Consider the following 18382-nt stretch of genomic DNA (forward strand, 5'->3'; position numbering starts at 1 on the left):
ATCTCCAAATGAAAAGCACGCTCCAGCGCGGCCCGTGCCGGCGGAGCGTTCCGATTTGCCCCGAGTATCATTATTTGCGTGCCTTCGAGCAATCTCGGAATGCCATCATTACGCAATTGTAATAAAAGCGAATTTGTTGGCGGCATGATGGCGCCGATCGCCGTGCGTCGATTGCGCAGTGTTTTGCTGGACAACCAGTGTTTACAGCCTCGACGGCTGGGCTATTCTGCTTGCCTCGGGGACCATTTCCGATCGGTTTCGATGTTCAACTCATGTTGTGGAGAAGGACGATGTGCGACGCCTGCGTCATGGAAGCCGTAAGGCAGCGTATGCTGTCGCGGCGCGGCTTTTTCTACGCTGCTGCGGTTGGCAAGGAGAAAGCATGAGTACTGTCGTCCCGCCGCCCGATCCCGAAGCCGACCCGCGTGTCAAGGCGGTTTTCGATGACATCCGTGCCACCCGGAAATCGGACTTCATCAACAATATGTGGCTCTGGCTCGCCTTCGACGCGGACCTCCTGGAGCGGACTTGGGCGGAGGTGAAGGCGGTCATGGCGACGCCCTCCGCCCTCGACCCACTAGTCAAGGAAATGCTCTATATCGCCGTTTCCGTCAGCAACGGCTGCGGCTATTGCATCCACTCCCACACGGCATCGGCCAAGGCCAAGGGCATGACAGAGGCGCAGCATGCCGACCTTCTGCGCGTCATCTCGCTCGCCGCCAAGACCAATCAATTGGCGACCGCGCTGCAGGTCCCTGTCGATCCGGCTTTCGATGCGACAGGCGAAAATTGATGGCTTCGAAATAGCCTATCTTTCCACAGGCTTGTCTTCGCGCTTGAAGAATCCGGAATAAAAGAAGAACATCATTTCTGGCCTTTCGGTCCCGAATCACTACATTGGGCCGCATGAGCAAAGGTTTTGACGACATTCCCTTCTTCGACGAGGAGCCGGCACCGCGCAAACCCGCGCCCGCCGCCAACGGTATCGCTGCGCGCGCCATGGCCGCCCGCGACAACGCCAAGCGCCCGGATTATCTCTCCGGCCTCAATCCCGAGCAGACGGAAGCTGTCGAGACGCTCGAAGGACCTGTGCTCGTCCTCGCCGGTGCCGGCACCGGCAAGACCCGCGTTCTGACGACCCGCATCGCCCATATCCTTTCGACCGGCCGCGCTTTCCCCTCGCAGATCCTCGCGGTCACCTTCACCAACAAGGCCGCGCGCGAGATGAAGGAGCGCATCGGCGTGCTTGTCGGCCATGCGGTCGAAGGCATGCCCTGGCTCGGCACCTTCCATTCGATCGGCGTCAAGCTGCTCCGCCGCCATGCGGAGCTCGTCGGCTTGAGGTCGGATTTCACCATCCTCGACACCGACGATGTCGTGCGGCTGATCAAGCAGCTCATCCAGGCCGAAGGGCTCGATGACAAGCGCTGGCCGGCCAAGCAATTCGCCGGCATGATCGACACCTGGAAGAACAAGGGCCTCGATCCTTCGCAAATTCCGGAGGGCGACGCCCGCGCCTTCGCCAACGGCAAGGGCCGCGAACTCTACGCCGCCTACCAGAACCGGCTCTTGACGCTCAACGCCTGCGATTTCGGCGATCTGCTCCTGCACCCGATCCGCATGTTCCGCGCCAATCCGGATGTGCTCCGGGAATATCACGACAAGTTCCGCTACATCCTGGTCGACGAGTACCAGGACACCAACACCGCGCAATATATGTGGCTGCGGCTCTTGGCGCAGCGGCCGCAGGGAAAAAGCTGGTCGCAACGAAACCCCTCCCCAACCCCTCCCCACAAGGGGGAGGGGCAGGTGCGTGCCGCTGACTCCCGCTCCCCATCGCAGTCGAGCGAGGAGCAAGCGTCGAACCTCGATGACCGGAACGCGGCGGCGCGGCAGGATAGCCCCTCCCCCTTGTGGGGAGGGGTTGGGGAGGGGAAATCGCAGGGAGCCGGCGACAGGAAACCCACCGTCAACATCTGCTGCGTCGGCGACGACGATCAGTCGATCTACGGCTGGCGCGGCGCGGAGGTGGACAACATTCTGCGCTTCGAAAAGGATTTCCCCGGCGCCAAGGTCATCAAGCTGGAGCGCAACTACCGCTCGACCGAACATATTCTCGGCGCCGCCGCGCACTTGATCGCCCACAACGAAGGCCGCCTCGGCAAGACTCTCTTCACCGAACGCACCAATCCGGACGATGAGAAGGTGCACGTCCATGCCGCCTGGGATTCGGAAGAGGAAGCCCGCGCCATCGGCGAGGAGATCGAGCAGCTACAGCGGCAGAAGCACAATCTGAACGACATCGCGATCCTGGTGCGCGCCTCGTTCCAGATGCGCGAATTCGAAGACCGCTTCGTCACACTCGGGCTCAACTACCGCGTCATCGGCGGCCCGCGCTTCTACGAGCGGCTCGAAATCCGCGACGCCATGGCCTATTTCCGCCTTGTCTGCCAGCCGGCCGACGACCTCGCCTTCGAGCGCATCGTCAACACGCCGAAGCGGGGCTTAGGCGACACCACGGTGCGCACCCTGCACGACTATGCCCGCGCGCGCGACATCCCCATGCTCGCCGCTGCGACCGAGATCATCGAGACCGACGAGTTGAAGCCGAAGGCGCGCAAAGCCCTCTTCGACGTCGTCACCGATTTCCGCCGCTGGCAGACGCTGCTCGAAACGACGCCGCATACGGAGCTTGCCGAGCAGATTCTCGATGAGAGCGGCTACACCGCCATGTGGCAGGCCGACAAATCGGCGGAAGCCCCGGGGCGGCTCGAAAACCTGAAGGAACTCATCCGCTCGATGGAGGCCTTCGAGTCGATGCGCGGGTTCCTGGAACATGTCGCGCTCGTCATGGACGCCGAGCAGAACGAGGATATGGATGCCGTCTCGATCATGACGCTGCATTCGGCCAAGGGCCTGGAATTCGACACGGTGTTCCTGCCGGGCTGGGAGGAAGGCCTCTTCCCCCACCAACGCGCGCTCGACGAGGGCGGCCGCGCCGGTCTCGAGGAAGAACGCCGCCTCGCCTATGTCGGCATCACCCGCGCCAAGCGCCGCTGCCATATCTGGTTCGTCTCGAACCGCCGCATCCACGGCCTATGGCAATCGACGATGCCCTCGCGCTTCCTGGACGAACTGCCGATCGACCATGTGGAAGTGGCCGAGCAGGATGTCTCCTATGGTGGCTACGGTCGCGGCGGCTATGGCCAGTCGCGTTTCGACAAGGCCGATCCCTTCGAAAACTCCTACCAGACCCCCGGCTGGAAGCGCGCCCAGCAGCACCGCTCGGAGGCGACCCGCGACAATTGGGGCACCCGCTCCGGCCACGCCGTCGAGCGCATCGGCTACGGCGAGTCCGGCCCGCGCACCCGCATGATCGAGGGCGAACTGGTCGCCAAGTCGACGACCTCGGAACCCTCCCGCTTCAACATCGGCGACCGCGTCTTCCACTTGAAATTCGGCAATGGCAACATCGCCGCGATCGAGGGCAACAAGCTGACGATCAATTTCGATCGGGCCGGACAGAAGCGCGTGCTCGAGGGGTTTGTGGAGCGGGTGTGATCAGGCCGAACGCTGGGTCGACGCCACCGCCCCGCGCTCAAATCATCATCTTGTACATCACAAAGCCAGACTTCTGCGCCAGCTTGTCGTAGAGCCGCATCGCCTTGATGTTGCTTTCGTGCGTCAGCCAGTACACACGCGGCGAGCCTGCCCGTCGTGCCGCTTCGAAGACGCCGTTGATCAGCGCCTGGCCGACGCCCTTGCCGCGCGCGGCTTCGTTGATGAAGAGGTCCTGGAGATAGCAATTTGGCTGGATCGAGATCGTGCTGCGATGGAAGATGTAATGCGTGAGCCCGATCAGCCGGCCTTTGCTTTCGGCAACCAGCGCATGCATCGGTTCATAGGCATCGAAGAAGCGTGACCAGGTCATGAGCGTGATGTCGGGCGTGAGCGCGGTTGCCCCCGCGCGGCCGTAGAAGGCGTTATAGCCTTCCCAGAGCGGCAGCCATCGATCGTAGTCACTGCGCACGACGGGTCGGATCGAGAGGTCTTCGGTCATTTTCGAACCCACCAGGAAGGCCTTGCAGAGCGCGAGAGGATAAACCCTGACATCAATCCGGTCCATGCGGCTGTCGCGCACCAGTTCATCGCTCGACGATGGTTCAAGGACATGAGGCAGGCGCTCGATAAATCAATACTTCATGAAAGCGGAATGTCGTCGCGATCGCCAATGGCTCACCGCCCCCTCGCCTCCTTCATAAGCGCGACCACCTCTGCATCCGTCGTCTGCTCAAAATCGTCGTAGTAGATGCTGACCGCATGGAACGGGCTGGGGCTCGATAGGCAAACGATCCGGTCCACCTCCCGGCGCAAGCTGCTAACAGCGCTCGGCGGCGCGACCGGAACGGCGAGCATCAGCGCTGCCGCACCTGCCTTCCGCAGTGCCTGGATCGCCGCTTTGGCCGTGCCGCCGGTAGCAATGCCGTCATCGACGACGATGACATTGCGCCCCTTCGGTGAAACGCGCGGTCGGTCGCCCACATAAAGCGCCCGGCGCCGTGTCAGTTCGAGCCGCTGGCGCTCGGTCTCGGCCTCGATATAGGCCTCGGGCGGATGCACGAGGCGCATCGCTTCGTCGTTCAATACAAGCTGCGGCACTTCGCCGTCGACGAGTGCACCGAGCCCGAATTCGGCATGCCCGGGCGCGCCGATCTTGCGGACGATCAGGAGTTCGAGCGGCGCGCCGAGATGGGCGGCGACCTCGAATGCCACGGGCACGCCGCCGCGCGGCAGCGCCATCACCACGGGATCGGCGAAATCCTCGCGCTCGATCGCGCGCGCCAGCTTTCGGCCTGCATCGACCCTGTCCGCAAAAGGTAGGCTTTCACCCGGCATCGCATCCGCTCCCGCCGGTCTCCGCGCATTGGCATGCACAACCGTTACGCGGTCAACCAATCGCTAAAATTGCATCCAATTTTTCCGGCTTTCGTTAATGCGCCACGGGTACCAATTGACTTCGCATATTGGCTGGAACGCAAGCCGCCTTTCTATTTTAGCACGACAGGCCGTTTCGAAATGAGCTTTCTCCCTGCCATATCGCTTTTGGCGCTTTTGATGATGCTGCCGATCCTCTTGTCGCTACGGCAGTCGGCGGCCGGCATGCAGTCTTTTTGCCTCGGCTGCGCGCTTGCGGCGATCGCAATCGCCTTGATGATCCTTGCGGGTATGGTCTCGGCCATTCTTCCCGTCGTCGTCGGCTACGGCGCGCTGATCTCCGCGTGCCTCTTCATCCTTCTGGGGTTCCGTGGTCTCCTTGCGCTACCCGCTCCCGCTTTCCTGTTGCCGGCATTGGTGCTCGCCGCCGGCATTGTCGGCCTGGTCGTATCATTGAACGGTGACGACAGAGTCGGCGCCTTGCTGCTTGTGGTCGGTCTTGCCTCTGCCCTTCTTCTGGTCGCCGGCCTCGCCGTCGTCGATCGCTGGCCGAAGGCACGGCTTGCGTGCCACGTGGTCATCGTCATTTCGGTCGCAGTCGGCTGCGCCGCGCTCTTCCATGCGCTGACCCCCCTGCATCAGTCAGCCGCGGCTCCTGCTTCTGTCGCCTCCGAGTTCGCGCTTGCCGCAATGCGGGTGGCTTTTCTGCCGCTCCTGTTCCTCGCTGTTATCCTCAGCGTCCAGAGCCGCATCATCGCTGGTTTGAGGACGACGATCGCCCGCGACGGACTGACCGGCGCCTTGTCGCGCGGGGCGCTGATCGAGGCGGGAGAACGGATTTTCGCGGACTGCGCGGCCCGGCGCCGGCCGCTTGCCTTCCTGCTCCTCGACCTCGACTATTTCAAGCAAATCAATGACCATTACGGCCACGCCTGCGGCGACATTGCGCTCAAGCATTTCGCAGAGACCGTATCCGCCTTTCTTGACGGACGCGGTGCCTTTGGCCGTATCGGCGGCGAGGAATTCGGCCTGATCCTGCCGGACCACACCGAGGAGCAGGCGACAGCGCTTGCCGAGGCAATCTGCCGGACCGTGCGTGAAACGCCCGTCACCCGCGTCCATCAACGCATCCGGCTGACCGTCAGCATCGGCATCGCGGCCGCAGCGCCAGGCGACACGATTACCGACGTGATGATCCGCGCCGACCTGGCGCTCTATGATTCCAAGGCGGACGGCCGCGATCGCTGCACGATCGCAAGGCAGCGCCAGATCGACGCCAGTGCTCGGGCGCTCGCGGCGGCAGCGGCGCAGCTGCGCCAGTCCGATAGTCGTCCGCAGCCGGAAAAGGCGACTCCGCGGCAGGCGACACGTCAGTATCGGTCTTGAGGTTCAAGCTGTGAACGCACCGCGGCCTGCCGCGACAAAGCAGCTACAGGCCGGCGCCTTGCATTGCCGCGCCCGCTACCTATCTCAACGCTGCGATCCATCGGAGTGAATTTCATGTTCCGCCCCATCCGCATCCTGCTCCTTGCCGGTCTGGCCGCCTGTGCAGCGTCCCTCCCCGTGCGCGCCGAAACGGTCGGCCAAGTGGGCGTCGACTGGCTCGGCAACGACATCAAGATCGATGCCGTCCGCGACCCCAAGGTCAACGGCGTCACCTGCCACGTGACCTATTTCGATCGCAGTGTGATCGACCGCCTGAAGAACGGCAACTGGTTCGAGGACCCCTCCAACAATTCGATTGCCTGCAGGCAGACGGGGCCGATCACCATCGGCGACATCGATCTGTCGAAGGAAGGGGAAGAGGTTTTCCGCTCCGGCCTGTCGCTGATCTGGAAAGATCTTCTGGTGACCCGCATTTACGACAAGGCCAATGACACGCTGATTTACCTTGCGCATTCGCGACAGCTGACCGATGGATCGGCCAAGATGTCGATTACGACCGTGCCGCTCTTCGGCCAGACGGTTACCTGGGAGAAAGGGCGCCCGCAATAGTGTTGTCAGAGCTCAAGGCGGTTGTCCCATCCCGCCTTGAGAATTGTTCACACTATCCGAATGTCACGGTGTTGGGGGAACGATACCGCGGTAATAGTCGCCTTCCCCGGTCTGATAGCGTGGCTGAAGGGTGGATCCGCCGCTATTCGGATAGATGATCCGACCGTTGCGGTCGATGCTGCCCGTTGGCATCTCGTCAACCGCAGCCGGCCGGTTCTGCGGCATAGCCGTGGCCCGTACCTGGTTCTGCGTGCCCGGAGGATTGTTCGGGTCGATGCCCGGATAGTAGGAGTCCGCCAAGGCTGGCGCTGCGCCGCCGAGTACGGAGGACAGGGCAAATGCAACAACTGATGTTTTCAGCGAAACTTTCATGACATTAGCTCCTATGTTCATTTTGCATCCGGCCTCCAACGGATACTGAAAGCATAACACCTTTGGAGAGCAGTTGTTCATTGCAAGCGGTGACGTTTTGTCACGAATGACTCATGCAACCGTGATGGAACATTACGCAGCTGTAACTTGACGCCGCGTTCGCGGCCCTACTGGGTGACGATCGAGAACGAACCACTCCCACGCACCGGCGATCGGGATCTGCAATCGCCAATGCGCATATACCGGTGGTGCTCGCCTCATTGAGGCCACGCACTCATGACGCCGGAGGACGAAAAATCGCCGATCGCGCGCTGTCTAGTGCCGGTAATATATCGGTAAGATCCAGACTATGCTGTCACTCAGGGAACCGGTGCCGGGGGCATGATACCCTGGTAGTAGTCGCCCTGACCGCCACCCTGGTACTCATTCCGATACTGCTCACGCACGCGCCCCGGGGCTCCACTGACGCTGCCCGTCGCCATGGGATCGACGTAGATGCTGCCTGTCGGCATTTCATCGACGTAATATGGGCGTCGTTGCATCGGTACTAACACCGTTCCTCTGTTTTGAGTCCCAGGAGGATTATGCGGATCGATGCCCTGATAGTAGCTGTCGGCAAGGGCCGAACCCGCGACGCCTGCAAGGGCAGACGAGAGGACGAATGCGGCCAAGGATGTTCTCATGGAAACTCTCATGGCATTGCTCCTGTGTCGGTAGCACCCCGCCTCCCGAGGGATGCTGTGGTTTTTCAGCATAGGCTGTTTACCATGCTGTTAGGGTATAACTCCTTCGCCGCGCCCGTGTTCCTGGAGTGCGACTGCCTCAGCGCCGTCTGACTTTGAAGCGCCGGTGGAAACCGGGACAAACTTGCATCGCCGGCATATAAAAAGGCCCGCCGAAGCGGGCCTTTTGCCTGGAAGATCTGAGCCTGCGCTCAGGCTATGCCGCCTGTGCCAGCTCGTCGGCGATGACTGTATCGAGATTGAGGAAGCAGACCATCGACTTTTCGAGCGCCACGATGCCGCGGCAGAAGGCCCGCTGCGCCTCCGGAATGATCTCCGGTGGCGGCTGCAGGTCTTCGCTGCGGATCGTCATCATGTCGGAGACTTGCTCGACCAGAAGCCCGACAAGCTTGCCATTGATGTCGGTGACGATGATTGCCGAGCGCTCGGACGGCTCGGTCATCTTCATGCCGAGGCGGCAGGCCATGTCGATCACCGGGATCACGGCGCCGCGCAGGTTGATGAGGCCAAGGACGTAAGGCGGCGTATGCGGCATCGGGGTAACCGGCGCCCAGCCGCGAATTTCGCGGATCGCCATGATGTCGATGCAGAACTCCTGGTCTCCGAGGTGGAAGGAGACGATTTCGAGATAGGCGCCGGACTGTTTGATAGCGTTGCTCATGGTCAGAATTCTTCCCAGTTATCGCCGGAGGCCGTAACGGAAGGTACGGAGCCCGGCTTGTTGCCGAAAGCGCCCGCCAGCTTGCCCATCAGGGCCTTGGCGGGTGATGGAGCTGGACGAGCGGATGCCTGCGCGGCGGACGGTTTGCGCAGGGGCACCGGCCCTGCGGGGGCCGCGGCGCTGGCCCGGACTGGACTCTTGGCCGGGGCGCCGATCTTGACGGAGGGCTGCGCCGGAGCGGGCGCTGCCTTCCGGAATGCTGCCTCACTCACCTGCCCGTGGCGGAATTGGCCGACGAGCTCACTGAGCTTCTCGGCGTCCTGCGCGAGCGTGTGGCTCGAAGCGTTGGTCTGCTCGACCATCGCAGCGTTCTGCTGCGTCATCTGATCGAGCTGGCCGACAGCGGTGCTGATTTCGTTGAGCCCGGTCGACTGCTCGCGCGCCGCCATCACGATCGAGCTCATATGTTCGTTGATGCGCGCGACGTCGGCGCCGATGCGGCCGAGCGCCTCGCCGGTCGCCTGCACCAGCTTTACGCCCGTGCCGACCTCGTTGCCGGATCGTGTGACAAGCGCCTTTATGTCCTTCGCCGCGCCGGCCGCCCGCTGGGCGAGTTCGCGAACCTCCTGGGCAACGACGGCAAAGCCCTTGCCCGCTTCCCCTGCCCGCGCAGCCTCGACACCGGCATTGAGCGCCAGAAGGTTCGTCTGGAAGGCGATCTCGTCGATGACATTGATGATCTTGCCGATTTCGTTGGAGGCGCCCTCGATGCGCGCCATCGCAGAGATCGCTTCGCCGACGATGCGTCCGGATTCTTCCGCGTTGGTGCGCGTCTCGTCGACCATGCGGCTTGCTTCTTCGGCGCGCTCGGTCGCGGTCTTCACCGTCACAGTGATTTCCTCCAGAGCGGCCGAGGTCTGTTCGAGCGACGCCGCCTGCCGTTCCGTCCGCCGAGCCAGATCGTCGGCGGCGCTGCGCATCTGCCGACCGTTTGTTTCGATCGAAACGGCATTCTCCTTGACGCTTGCAAGAACGTGGCCCAGCCGTTCGACGGTGTTGTTGAAATCACGGCGCAGCACATCGAGGTCACCTACGAAAGGTTCGCGGATTGCGACTGCAAGATTGCCCTCGGCAAGCTGGTTAAGGGCCCGCCCGAGCGCATCGACCGCGGTTTTGATGCGGGCGACAGCCTGGTCGCGCTCGGCTTCCTGACGCTGGCGCTCCTCCTCGATTTCCCTGCGGCTCGCCATCGCGTTCTGCTCCAGCGAACGTTTTTCGATCGCCGAAGCCCGGAAGAGCTCCACGGACCGGGCCATCTCGCCGATTTCGTCGCCGCGCGCGAGCCCTGCCAGGCTGGAGGTCAGATCGCCCGAATGGATCCGCTGCATGCTGTCGCGCAAGCCGAGGATGCCCCGGCGCAATGCATTGCCGTGGAACCAGATCAGCGCCAGCAAGGTCGCCATCGCCAGCAGCCCTGCGGCTCCCTGCAATACGAGTGCGTTCGCTGATGCGGCTTGTGTCTCGGCGATGCGCGCGGACGCAAGGCCAGCGGCGGCTTCGCTCAGCTCAGCGAGTGCGGCGCCAAGACGCTCCCCGCCGCCATCGATCGCATCGTCGATGCGGGCGAATTCGTCCGCTTGCGCTCCAGTCTCCACCAGCGCCTTCAGATCCACCTCAACCGCCTTGCGCAATTGGGCAAGATCGGCATCGAAGTTGGAGAGAACTTCCGGTCTGCCGAGGAGACGCGCCAGCGCCTCGACATCGGCTTTCCTGGCGTCGAGCGTTGCGAGCGAAGCTTTGATTTGGGCCGCGCGCTCGGGCAGAATCTTGCCTTCGTCACGATCGACGATCGTGTCCATCGCCGCGAGCACCAGCTCAAGGCCGGCAAGTCGCATTTCCTCGACCGTCCTCATGCCGCGCTGGGCGGCGACCGCCTTTTCAAGCGTCTGTTCCGATCGCCGCTCCTGGTACAAACCAACGGTGAGCACCGAACCAAAGCCGAGGAAGGCGGCGGCTGCAAGAGTCGCCAGTCGCTGGCTGATCGAGAGGGTGCGTCCGACGGATGGAGAGGTGTTCATTGACTGGCAGTCCATGGCAATGGACCCGCCGCGGCAGGCGAGGTCCTCCGTTACGATCGATGCGGAAGGCCGGGCTCGATCAAACCGGATGACCTCATGTCATATCGAAGTGGTGCACTTCTCCGCTTTCGGCGACACTGGCAAACAGACCTTAACCATTCGCTAAAACATGGCTACCAGCTCTGCGGATCAACCGCCTGTGCTCCCCTTTCTTTGTCGCCTTCGAGTGCTATGATCCGGGGTATGCGCACGGACACGAAGAAATCGCTCTCGCCCCTCGTCCTCACCCTTTTTGCGGGCGTGTTCGCACTCGTCGCACTCCTGGCTTTCCAAGGCTGGATCGCGCATGGCGCCGACATCTTCCTGTCGCTCGCTCAAGCCGGCATTTCCTGGTGCTTCTGACGCCCTGGCTTGCCGCATGCACCGCCTGCGGCAATTCTCCCTTTGCGCCGGTGGTGGTGACGCGGTATCACAACGCCACGTTCATTGAACGCCCTTACGAAGGCTCAGCAAACCGGTAGCAACGATGAAAACCATACGCATCGTCCTTTGGGCGGCCATCCTCGTCATGGTGGCGATCCTCGGCTGGCTCACCTACGACATGACGCAATCGCGGCAGCAGGCGTCCTCCGGTCCCTTCGGCGTGCCCTTCACGCTTGTCGCACAGGACGGCAAGCCGATCACCGAACGGGCGTTCACCGGCAAGCCGACCGCGCTTTTCTTCGGCTTCACCCATTGCCCGGAAGTCTGCCCGACCACGCTTTTCGAGCTGGACGGCTGGCTTGAAAAGGTTGACCCCGACGGCAGCAAGCTGCAGGCCTATTTCATCACCGTCGACCCGGAGCGCGACACCCCGGACGTTCTTGGCCAGTACGTCTCCAACGTCTCCAAGCGCATCACCGGCATTTCCGGACCGCCGGACAAGGTCCTTGAAATGGTCAAGGGCTACCGCGTCTACTACAAGAAGGTGCCGGTCGACGAAAAGAACCCGAACGGCGACTACACCATGGACCACACGGCCTCGGTGTTCCTTCTCGACGCCAACGGGCACTTCAGCGGCACGATTGCCTATGGCGAGAACCCGGACACCGCCGTTCAGAAGCTCGAGAACCTGACCAAGAGTTGAGCGGCTACTTCATCATCTCCCATTCCCGCAAAGCGCCGGCTCCCCGCCGGCGCTTTGCGTTTCTACCGGATCCATGATAGCCGCGAGGCCGACCACATCCGAAGGACAGATCGTTGAGCGAGATAAGACTTTTCGTCACCAGCACCGAGAAACAGGTCGCGGCCGTGCTCGATGTCATGAGCACGATCTTCGAGGACGACGACTATGCCATCGCGACGATGGAGATCGACGAGAAGCGCGACGTCTGGGAAGCCTCGGTCTACATGATGGCGGACGAGGAGGAGAGCGTCAGGGTGCGGCTTGCCGACGCGCTCGCCGCGGGTTTCTCCCATCTGCCGATCGAACGCGAAGTTTTGCCCGATATCGACTGGATCGCCAAATCGCTGGAAGGGCTCGCCCCCGTGCGCGCCGGACGCTTCGTCGTCCACGGCTCTCATGATCGAGACAAGGTCAGGACCGGCGAGATAGCGATCGAGATCGACGCCGGCCAGGCCTTCGGCACGGGCCATCATGGCACAACCGCCGGGTGCCTAGAAGTGCTTGCCTCCGTTGCGCATACGCGACCGGTCCGCAATGTCCTCGACCTCGGCACAGGTAGCGGCGTGCTTGCGATCGCGGCCTGGAAACTCCTGCATGTGCCGGTGCTTGCCACCGACATCGATCCGATCGCGACCCGCGTCGCGAGCGAAAACGCCCGCCGCAACGGCGTCGTCACTGGCATGACCTTTGCCACCGCCCCCAGTTTCCACTCGACGGCGTTCAGCACCAATGGCCCCTTCGACCTGATCATCGCCAACATCCTGGCGCGGCCGTTGATGAAGATGGCGCCGCAGCTTGTCGCCAATCTCGCCGCCGGCGGCTCGGTCATTCTGTCCGGCATTCTCGCCGAACAGCGCTGGAAGGTGCTTGCCGCCTATAACGGCCAGCGCCTCAAACACGTGCGCACCATCTGGCGCAACGGCTGGGTCACCATCCATCTGACGAAATAGCGGGTTGTCACCTGCCCGTTATCCGCCTACCGGCACCTTCTCCTCGCAAGCAGGGGGATGGGACGACGCCGCACGCTCCCAATCCGCTCTCCCCGTCAGAACGGGGAGAGCGCTAGGGTGAGGGCCGATCAAAGGAGCACTGGTGGCAATTGTTGGTGTCGGCGGTCGCAGCGCGGACGCTACTCCCCTGATCCAGCGAAATCGCCGAGTAAGCAGAAAACGAAAAAGGCCACCCAGTCCATCATGACGGGTGACCTTTTCGAAACAAAGGCGATGCCGGAGGCATCGCCTGCTGGGCGGCTTTGAGGCCGACCATGCCCGCGAGCCTGAGGAGGAGGAGCGCTCGAGCGGGCGTCTACCGTTCTGAAATTGGCCACCCTTGAGGGAGGAGGAGAACAGAATGACCAACTATTCTCAGAACCGCAGCTTTTTTGAACCACCGGATGTTCGTCCGTGTTCGTTGAGCGCGCTTATAAACCATTATTCCGATAGAGATAGATGCGTTGCAGCATGGGTGCCATGCATATGATGCATATGTCCGCAGCCTGGGCAAATGCCCTGATTGGCAGGTGCGTAACCGCGGCGGCCTGCGCCTGTTCACAGCCGGATATCGCCTCTTTCCTCGGCAGCGACCTTTCCGCTAACATGACGATCATCCCAGTCGCGGTTCTCCGCCAAATTGCCGGAAATATTCCATGTTTCAGTCCTTCGAAGTCACCTCCACGCCTCAGTTCGGCAAGGAGCGCACCGCCGCTCTGCGCGCCGTCTTCCCGGCCCTTGGCATTGACGGCTTCCTCGTGCCGCGCGCCGACGAATTCCAGGGCGAGTATGTGCCGGCTTCGTCCGAGCGCCTTTCCTGGTTGACCGGCTTCACCGGCTCCGCCGGCGTTGCGCTTGTCACGCAGCGTGAAGCGATCGTCTTCGTCGATGGACGCTATGTGACCCAGCTCAAGGAGCAGGTGGACGGCAGCGTCTTCACGGGGGGTGACCTTATCGGCGAGCCGCCGCATGTCTGGCTGGAGGCTCATGCGCCGAAAGGCTTCCGCCTCGGCATCGACCCGTGGCTTCATACCGGCGCCGAGGTCCTCAAGCTGCAGAAGGCGCTCGCGGCGGTCGGCGGCGCGCTGGTCTTCCTCGATCACAACCCGCTCGACAAAATCTGGACCGGCCGGCCCGCAGCTCCCCTTGGCCGGGTGACGATCCAGCCGAGCGAGCATGCCGGCCAACTGGCGAAGGACAAGATTGCCGCGATCGCTGCCGGCCTTGAAGCCAAGGCGGCCGCTGTCGTCCTCACCGACCCCTCCTCGGTCGCCTGGACCTTCAATATCCGCGGCAGCGACGTGCCGCACACGCCGCATCCGCTTGCCCGCGCGATCATCCATGCGGACGGCCGCGCCGAGATCTTCCTCGATAAGCGCAAGACCGGCATCGAACAGGAAGCCTATCTGACCCAGCTTGCCGAAATCACCGCTCCGGCGAGTTTCGAGGACCGGCTGGCGGCGCTCGCGACGACTGGTGCGGCGATCATGATCGATCCGGACCTTGCGCCCTTCGCCATCGGTGAACTGATCCGCGAGAAAGGCGGCTCGGTCGTCGGCGCAGTCGATCCGGCCCGCCTCCCCCGCGCCCGCAAGAACGCCGCCGAGATCCAGGGATCGGCGCGCGCGCATCTACAGGACGGCGCCGCGATGGTCGAATTCCTCGCCTGGCTTGACCAGACCGAGCCCGGCAGCGTGACCGAGATCGCCGCAACGGAAAGGCTGGAGGCCCTGCGCGCGACCGTCGGCGAGCGCATGCAGAATCCGCTGAAGGACATTTCCTTCGACACGATTGCGGGCGCCGGCTCACACGCGGCGATCATGCATTACCGCGTGACGACGGACACGGACCGGACAATTGAGCCCGGAACCATGTTCCTGATCGATTCCGGCGCGCAATATATCAACGGCACGACCGATATCACCCGAACGGTTGCGATCGGTGCCGTTCCGGAAGAGCAGAAGCGCTTCTTCACATTGGTGCTGAAAGGCATGATCGCGATCAGCACGGCGCGCTTCCCCAAGGGTTCGCGCGGTGTCGATCTCGATCCCCTCGCCCGCATCGCGCTCTGGAAAGCCGGCGCCGACTATGCCCACGGCACCGGCCATGGCGTCGGCTCCTATCTTTCCGTGCATGAGGGACCGCAGCGCATCGCCCGGCTTTCGACGCAAGAGCTGCTGCCGGGCATGATCCTTTCCAATGAGCCCGGCTACTATCGTCCGGGCGCCTTCGGCATCCGCATCGAAAACCTCGTCGTCGTCCGGGAAGCCTCGGAGATCGAAGGCGGCGACCTGCCGATGCTCGGCTTCGACACGCTGACCTACTGCCCGATCGACCGGCGCCTCGTCCTCCCTTCGCTGTTGACCGACGAGGAGCTTGGCTGGCTGAACGCCTATCATGCCGAAACGCGCGACAAGCTCATGCCGCTCATCGCCAGCGACGACACACGCCACTGGCTGGAAGCCGCCACCGACGTGATCGCGCGATAGAACTTGCATTGTTTCAAAGAGTTAGAGCGATTCCAGGAAAAGCGTGTGGCGGCATAAATTGTGTAATATCAAATAGCTAGATCGCTTCGCGAGTTCATTCAAACAGTGAAAACGATCTAATCGCCACAGAAATAGGAGTCTTTTCGCGAACCGGCGTCGCGAAACTTCGTGACAAGTAAAGGACGCGGGGAGGCCCGGCGGCGTAGGTTGGGGGCTACAGGGGGCGGCCGGGCCTCGGTTGGGAGGTACGATGTCTCTACCAACGATACTGTTATATTTCCCGCGCCACTCCGGCGTAACCCGGAAATTTTACGGGATTGCACGCTTGGTTTGAAAATCGTCATTCGCCAAGCGTGAAAGGCCGGGCCACGCGGCACCCTCGAGGCCTGACCGATCGTTCGCGGAATTTTCAAAGCTGAAAGGCCGGGGCGATTCCCGGCTCTTCCATTCAGATTCCCAGCATTTTCTTCGCCTCGCCGAGCGCTGCCTCCGAGCCTGCGTGATCGCCGGACTGGTGCAACTGTTCGCCCTGCTGGCGCAACTGCTTGACCTTGGCCATGTCGGCTTCAGAAAGGGAGGCGTTCGGCAGGGCGGCGTCAATCGCCGCCATCATGGTGGGGCACTGATTGGCGAAGGCCGTTACAGGTGCGAGCGCCAAAAGAAGGGCAATTGAAATCCTGATAATCATGGGGTCGCTCCTCCAGAGCCGGAGGGCTGATGCCTCTCCGGCAACCAAAAGATGATAGCCCAGTGTCGGTTCAGCGCCAATGGTGGGCGCCCGACTAGCACTGTCCGGCAGCCGGGAGGACGAGAGAACTACAGAACCACGTGCCGGATCACCATCACCACGGCCCAGCCGACAAGCAGCATCCGGAGTGTCGAGAAGCGCAGTCCGATCGCGAAGGCGACGAGCATCGACACCGCGACATCGAAGCCACCATAGACAAAGGCCGGTGCAACCAGCGTCGTCAGGACCGCCGCCGGGACGGCGTTCAGCGCCGCTTCGAGCCGCGGTGGAATGCGCTTCAACTGGGTGATCAGCACATAGCCGCCGAACCGGGTCGCGAAGGTGGCGAGTGCGGCGGCAACGATCAGGTAGATCAGGTTGAGGTGCTGTGCGTCCACGGCTCAGGCCTCCTTTTTCACGGGCGCCGGCCCTTGCCTCAGGCGATGCTCCGGCGGCAAGACGGCCGCGAGTAGGATGCCCGCAAGCGCGCCGATACTGACATGCCAGGGCGAGCCGACGAAATGCATCGCGGCAACGGAGGCGACGGCGCTGGTGGCGACCACGGGCAGGAAGCGATCGCGTGTGCGGAAGCCGAGCACGAGCCCGAGGAAATAGATCGGCAGGAGCACATCGAGGCCGATCGCCTTCGGATCGCCGATCAACTGGCCGAACAGTGCGCCGACCAGCGTGTTGAGGATCCACGGGAAATAGATCACGAGCCCGAAGCCGAGATACCAGGAAAAGGTCACCGGCAGACCGCGCTCCGCCCGCCTTTCGCTTTCGGCATATTGCGGATCGACCAGCAGGAAGAAAGCCATGAGCTTCTGGGCGAGCGTGAAGTGGCGGATGTGCTTTGCGATCGAGGCGGAATAAAGCACGTGACGGAAATTGACCGCGAAGACCGAAAGCACGACCAGCCACGGCTGCACATTGTTGCCGAAGAGTTCGATGCCGACCATCTGGCTGGCGCCCGCATAGACGGTGGCGCTCATGAACACCGCATCGGCAACCGAAAAACCGTTATCGACCGCAAGCGCACCGAAGAGCGCGCCGAAGGGCGACGCGGAAAGCATGACGGGAAAGCCCGTCCGCAGGCCCGCACGGAAATCGTCTCTGTTCATGATCATCCTCCGCCGAAACCGGAGGCATGTCCGCGAACCGGCATGGGGACAGATAGGGGCTGCCGCACCCGACGACAATTCAATTGCGCTGATACAGTGATTGAATTTTCTGATGGTTGAATGGCAACTGCCAGGCTCGGTGCAGCTGCTGCACCTGGGGCACGATCATCCGGCGACATACCGTTTTGCTCGCATTTCTGCCCCTCATCCCGCTACCGCGACCTTCTCCCCGCGCGCGGGGAGAAGGTTAGGGTGAGGGGGCAAAGATTGCGATCGTGCAGTGATCAGCGTTTCAACTGGAACGTATGCTCGATAGCCGGGAAGGTCCGCGCCTTCACCTCGTTGGCATAGTCCTCGACCGCCTTCGAGATCGCTGGAGCGAGCTCGGCGAAATGCTTGACGAAGCGCGGCTTGAAATCGTTGAAGATGCCGAGCATGTCGTCGGAGACGAGGATCTGGCCGTCGCAGGCGGGGGATGCGCCGATGCCGATGGTCGGCGAACGCAGGGTAGCGGTAATCTCGCGCGCGACCGGTTCGACCGTGCCTTCGACGACGATGGCGAAGGCGCCGGCATCGTCGATCGCTTTGGCGTCGCGGCGGATCTTCGCCACTTCCTTCTCGTTGCGGCCGACCGAACGGTAGCCACCGGTGGTGTTGACGAGCTGCGGCATCAGGCCGACATGGCCGAGCACCGGAATGCCGCGGCTGACGAGGAAATCGACCGTCTCGGCCATTTCCGCCCCGCCTTCCAGCTTCACCGCGCTGCAGCCGGTTTCCTTCAGGATGCGCGCGGCGCTGCGGAAAGCCTGCTCCTTCGATTCCTGATAAGAGCCAAAGGGAAGATCAACGACGATGCAGGAGCGCTCGGAACCGCGCATCACCGCCTGGCCATGCGCGATCATCATGTCGAGCGTGACGCCGACTGTGGTGTCGAGGCCATAGAGCACCATGCCGAGCGAATCGCCGACGAGCAGGAAATCGACGTGCGGATCAAGCAGGCGCGCGATCGGCGTCGTATAGGCGGTGAGGCTGACGATCGGGCGTTCACCCTTCAGGGCTTCGATATTGGCGGGGCTCAGCCGCCGCTTCGCGGTGTGTACGCTCATT

Annotated in this window: 18 protein-coding genes; 8 read left to right on the forward strand and 10 right to left on the reverse strand. The window is 62.6% G+C overall.

Annotated features, from left to right (window positions below; all coding sequences use genetic code 11):
• Positions 1-382: 382 nt before the first annotated feature.
• Positions 383-793, forward strand: coding sequence for a carboxymuconolactone decarboxylase family protein (locus tag QA637_RS10765; protein ID WP_153437329.1), 411 nt, complete (start codon positions 383-385; stop codon positions 791-793).
• A 113-nt stretch (positions 794-906) separates the two neighbouring features.
• Entirely contained in the window at positions 907-3561 is a 2655-nt protein-coding gene (locus QA637_RS10770; RefSeq protein ID WP_283061418.1) for an ATP-dependent helicase, read from the forward strand.
• A gap of 37 nt (positions 3562-3598) precedes the next feature.
• Here the strand turns inward: QA637_RS10770 and QA637_RS10775 are convergent, their stop codons facing one another.
• Both QA637_RS10775 and QA637_RS10780 read right to left on the reverse strand, forming a co-directional pair.
• Positions 3599-4060 carry a GNAT family N-acetyltransferase gene (locus QA637_RS10775; RefSeq protein WP_153437388.1) on the reverse strand — a complete coding sequence of 154 codons (462 nt, stop codon included), beginning with the start codon at positions 4058-4060 and terminating at the stop codon, positions 3599-3601.
• 176 nt (positions 4061-4236) lie between these two features.
• Positions 4237-4896, reverse strand: a complete 660-nt coding sequence (locus QA637_RS10780) for a phosphoribosyltransferase (protein ID WP_153437331.1) — start codon at positions 4894-4896, stop codon at positions 4237-4239.
• 180 nt (positions 4897-5076) lie between these two features.
• Between QA637_RS10780 and QA637_RS10785 the strand changes: the two genes are divergently transcribed.
• Together QA637_RS10785 and QA637_RS10790 are read left to right on the forward strand one after the other, a co-directional pair.
• Positions 5077-6321: a GGDEF domain-containing protein gene (locus QA637_RS10785; protein WP_153437332.1), complete on the forward strand. Its 1245-nt coding sequence runs from the start codon at positions 5077-5079 to the stop codon at positions 6319-6321.
• A gap of 114 nt (positions 6322-6435) precedes the next feature.
• Entirely contained in the window at positions 6436-6930 is a 495-nt protein-coding gene (locus QA637_RS10790; protein WP_153437333.1) for a CreA family protein, read from the forward strand.
• A 63-nt stretch (positions 6931-6993) separates the two neighbouring features.
• Here QA637_RS10790 and QA637_RS10795 read toward each other — a convergent pair whose 3' ends face one another.
• The 4 genes from QA637_RS10795 to QA637_RS10810 all read right to left on the reverse strand — a co-directional run bounded on the left by QA637_RS10795 (position 6994) and on the right by QA637_RS10810 (position 10784).
• Entirely contained in the window at positions 6994-7302 is a 309-nt protein-coding gene (locus tag QA637_RS10795) for a hypothetical protein (protein WP_153437334.1), read from the reverse strand.
• A 359-nt stretch (positions 7303-7661) separates the two neighbouring features.
• Positions 7662-7997, reverse strand: a complete 336-nt coding sequence (locus QA637_RS10800; protein WP_283061422.1) for a hypothetical protein — start codon at positions 7995-7997, stop codon at positions 7662-7664.
• A 244-nt stretch (positions 7998-8241) separates the two neighbouring features.
• Complete coding sequence (locus QA637_RS10805; protein ID WP_153437336.1) at positions 8242-8706, reverse strand: chemotaxis protein CheW; 465 nt, start codon at positions 8704-8706, stop codon at positions 8242-8244.
• Between the two features lie 2 nt (positions 8707-8708).
• Positions 8709-10784: a methyl-accepting chemotaxis protein gene (locus QA637_RS10810; RefSeq protein WP_153437337.1), complete on the reverse strand. Its 2076-nt coding sequence runs from the start codon at positions 10782-10784 to the stop codon at positions 8709-8711.
• Between the two features lie 243 nt (positions 10785-11027).
• On the opposite strand from QA637_RS10810, the gene QA637_RS10815 reads away from it, so the two are divergent.
• From QA637_RS10815 to QA637_RS10830, 4 genes are all read left to right on the forward strand, one after another.
• Positions 11028-11186: a hypothetical protein gene (locus tag QA637_RS10815; RefSeq protein WP_153437338.1), complete on the forward strand. Its 159-nt coding sequence runs from the start codon at positions 11028-11030 to the stop codon at positions 11184-11186.
• A gap of 124 nt (positions 11187-11310) precedes the next feature.
• Positions 11311-11910: an SCO family protein gene (locus tag QA637_RS10820; RefSeq protein ID WP_153437339.1), complete on the forward strand. Its 600-nt coding sequence runs from the start codon at positions 11311-11313 to the stop codon at positions 11908-11910.
• Positions 11911-12023: 113 nt separating this feature from the next.
• Positions 12024-12899, forward strand: coding sequence for a 50S ribosomal protein L11 methyltransferase (locus QA637_RS10825; RefSeq protein ID WP_153437340.1), 876 nt, complete (start codon positions 12024-12026; stop codon positions 12897-12899).
• Between the two features lie 695 nt (positions 12900-13594).
• Positions 13595-15427, forward strand: a complete 1833-nt coding sequence (locus tag QA637_RS10830; protein WP_153437341.1) for an aminopeptidase P family protein — start codon at positions 13595-13597, stop codon at positions 15425-15427.
• Positions 15428-15875: 448 nt separating this feature from the next.
• Here QA637_RS10830 and QA637_RS10835 read toward each other — a convergent pair whose 3' ends face one another.
• From QA637_RS10835 to panB, 4 genes are all read right to left on the reverse strand, one after another.
• Positions 15876-16115, reverse strand: a complete 240-nt coding sequence (locus QA637_RS10835) for a hypothetical protein (RefSeq protein WP_153437342.1) — start codon at positions 16113-16115, stop codon at positions 15876-15878.
• A gap of 128 nt (positions 16116-16243) precedes the next feature.
• Entirely contained in the window at positions 16244-16552 is a 309-nt protein-coding gene (locus tag QA637_RS10840; protein WP_184108544.1) for an AzlD family protein, read from the reverse strand.
• Between the two features lie 3 nt (positions 16553-16555).
• Complete coding sequence (locus QA637_RS10845; RefSeq protein ID WP_153437343.1) at positions 16556-17275, reverse strand: AzlC family ABC transporter permease; 720 nt, start codon at positions 17273-17275, stop codon at positions 16556-16558.
• Positions 17276-17559: 284 nt separating this feature from the next.
• Positions 17560-18381, reverse strand: coding sequence for a 3-methyl-2-oxobutanoate hydroxymethyltransferase (gene panB, locus QA637_RS10850; protein WP_153437344.1), 822 nt, complete (start codon positions 18379-18381; stop codon positions 17560-17562).
• Position 18382 lies beyond the last annotated feature (1 nt).

Origin of the sequence: Sinorhizobium terangae, assembly GCF_029714365.1 — a bacterium.
In the GTDB taxonomy this organism is placed as follows: domain Bacteria; phylum Pseudomonadota; class Alphaproteobacteria; order Rhizobiales; family Rhizobiaceae; genus Sinorhizobium; species Sinorhizobium terangae.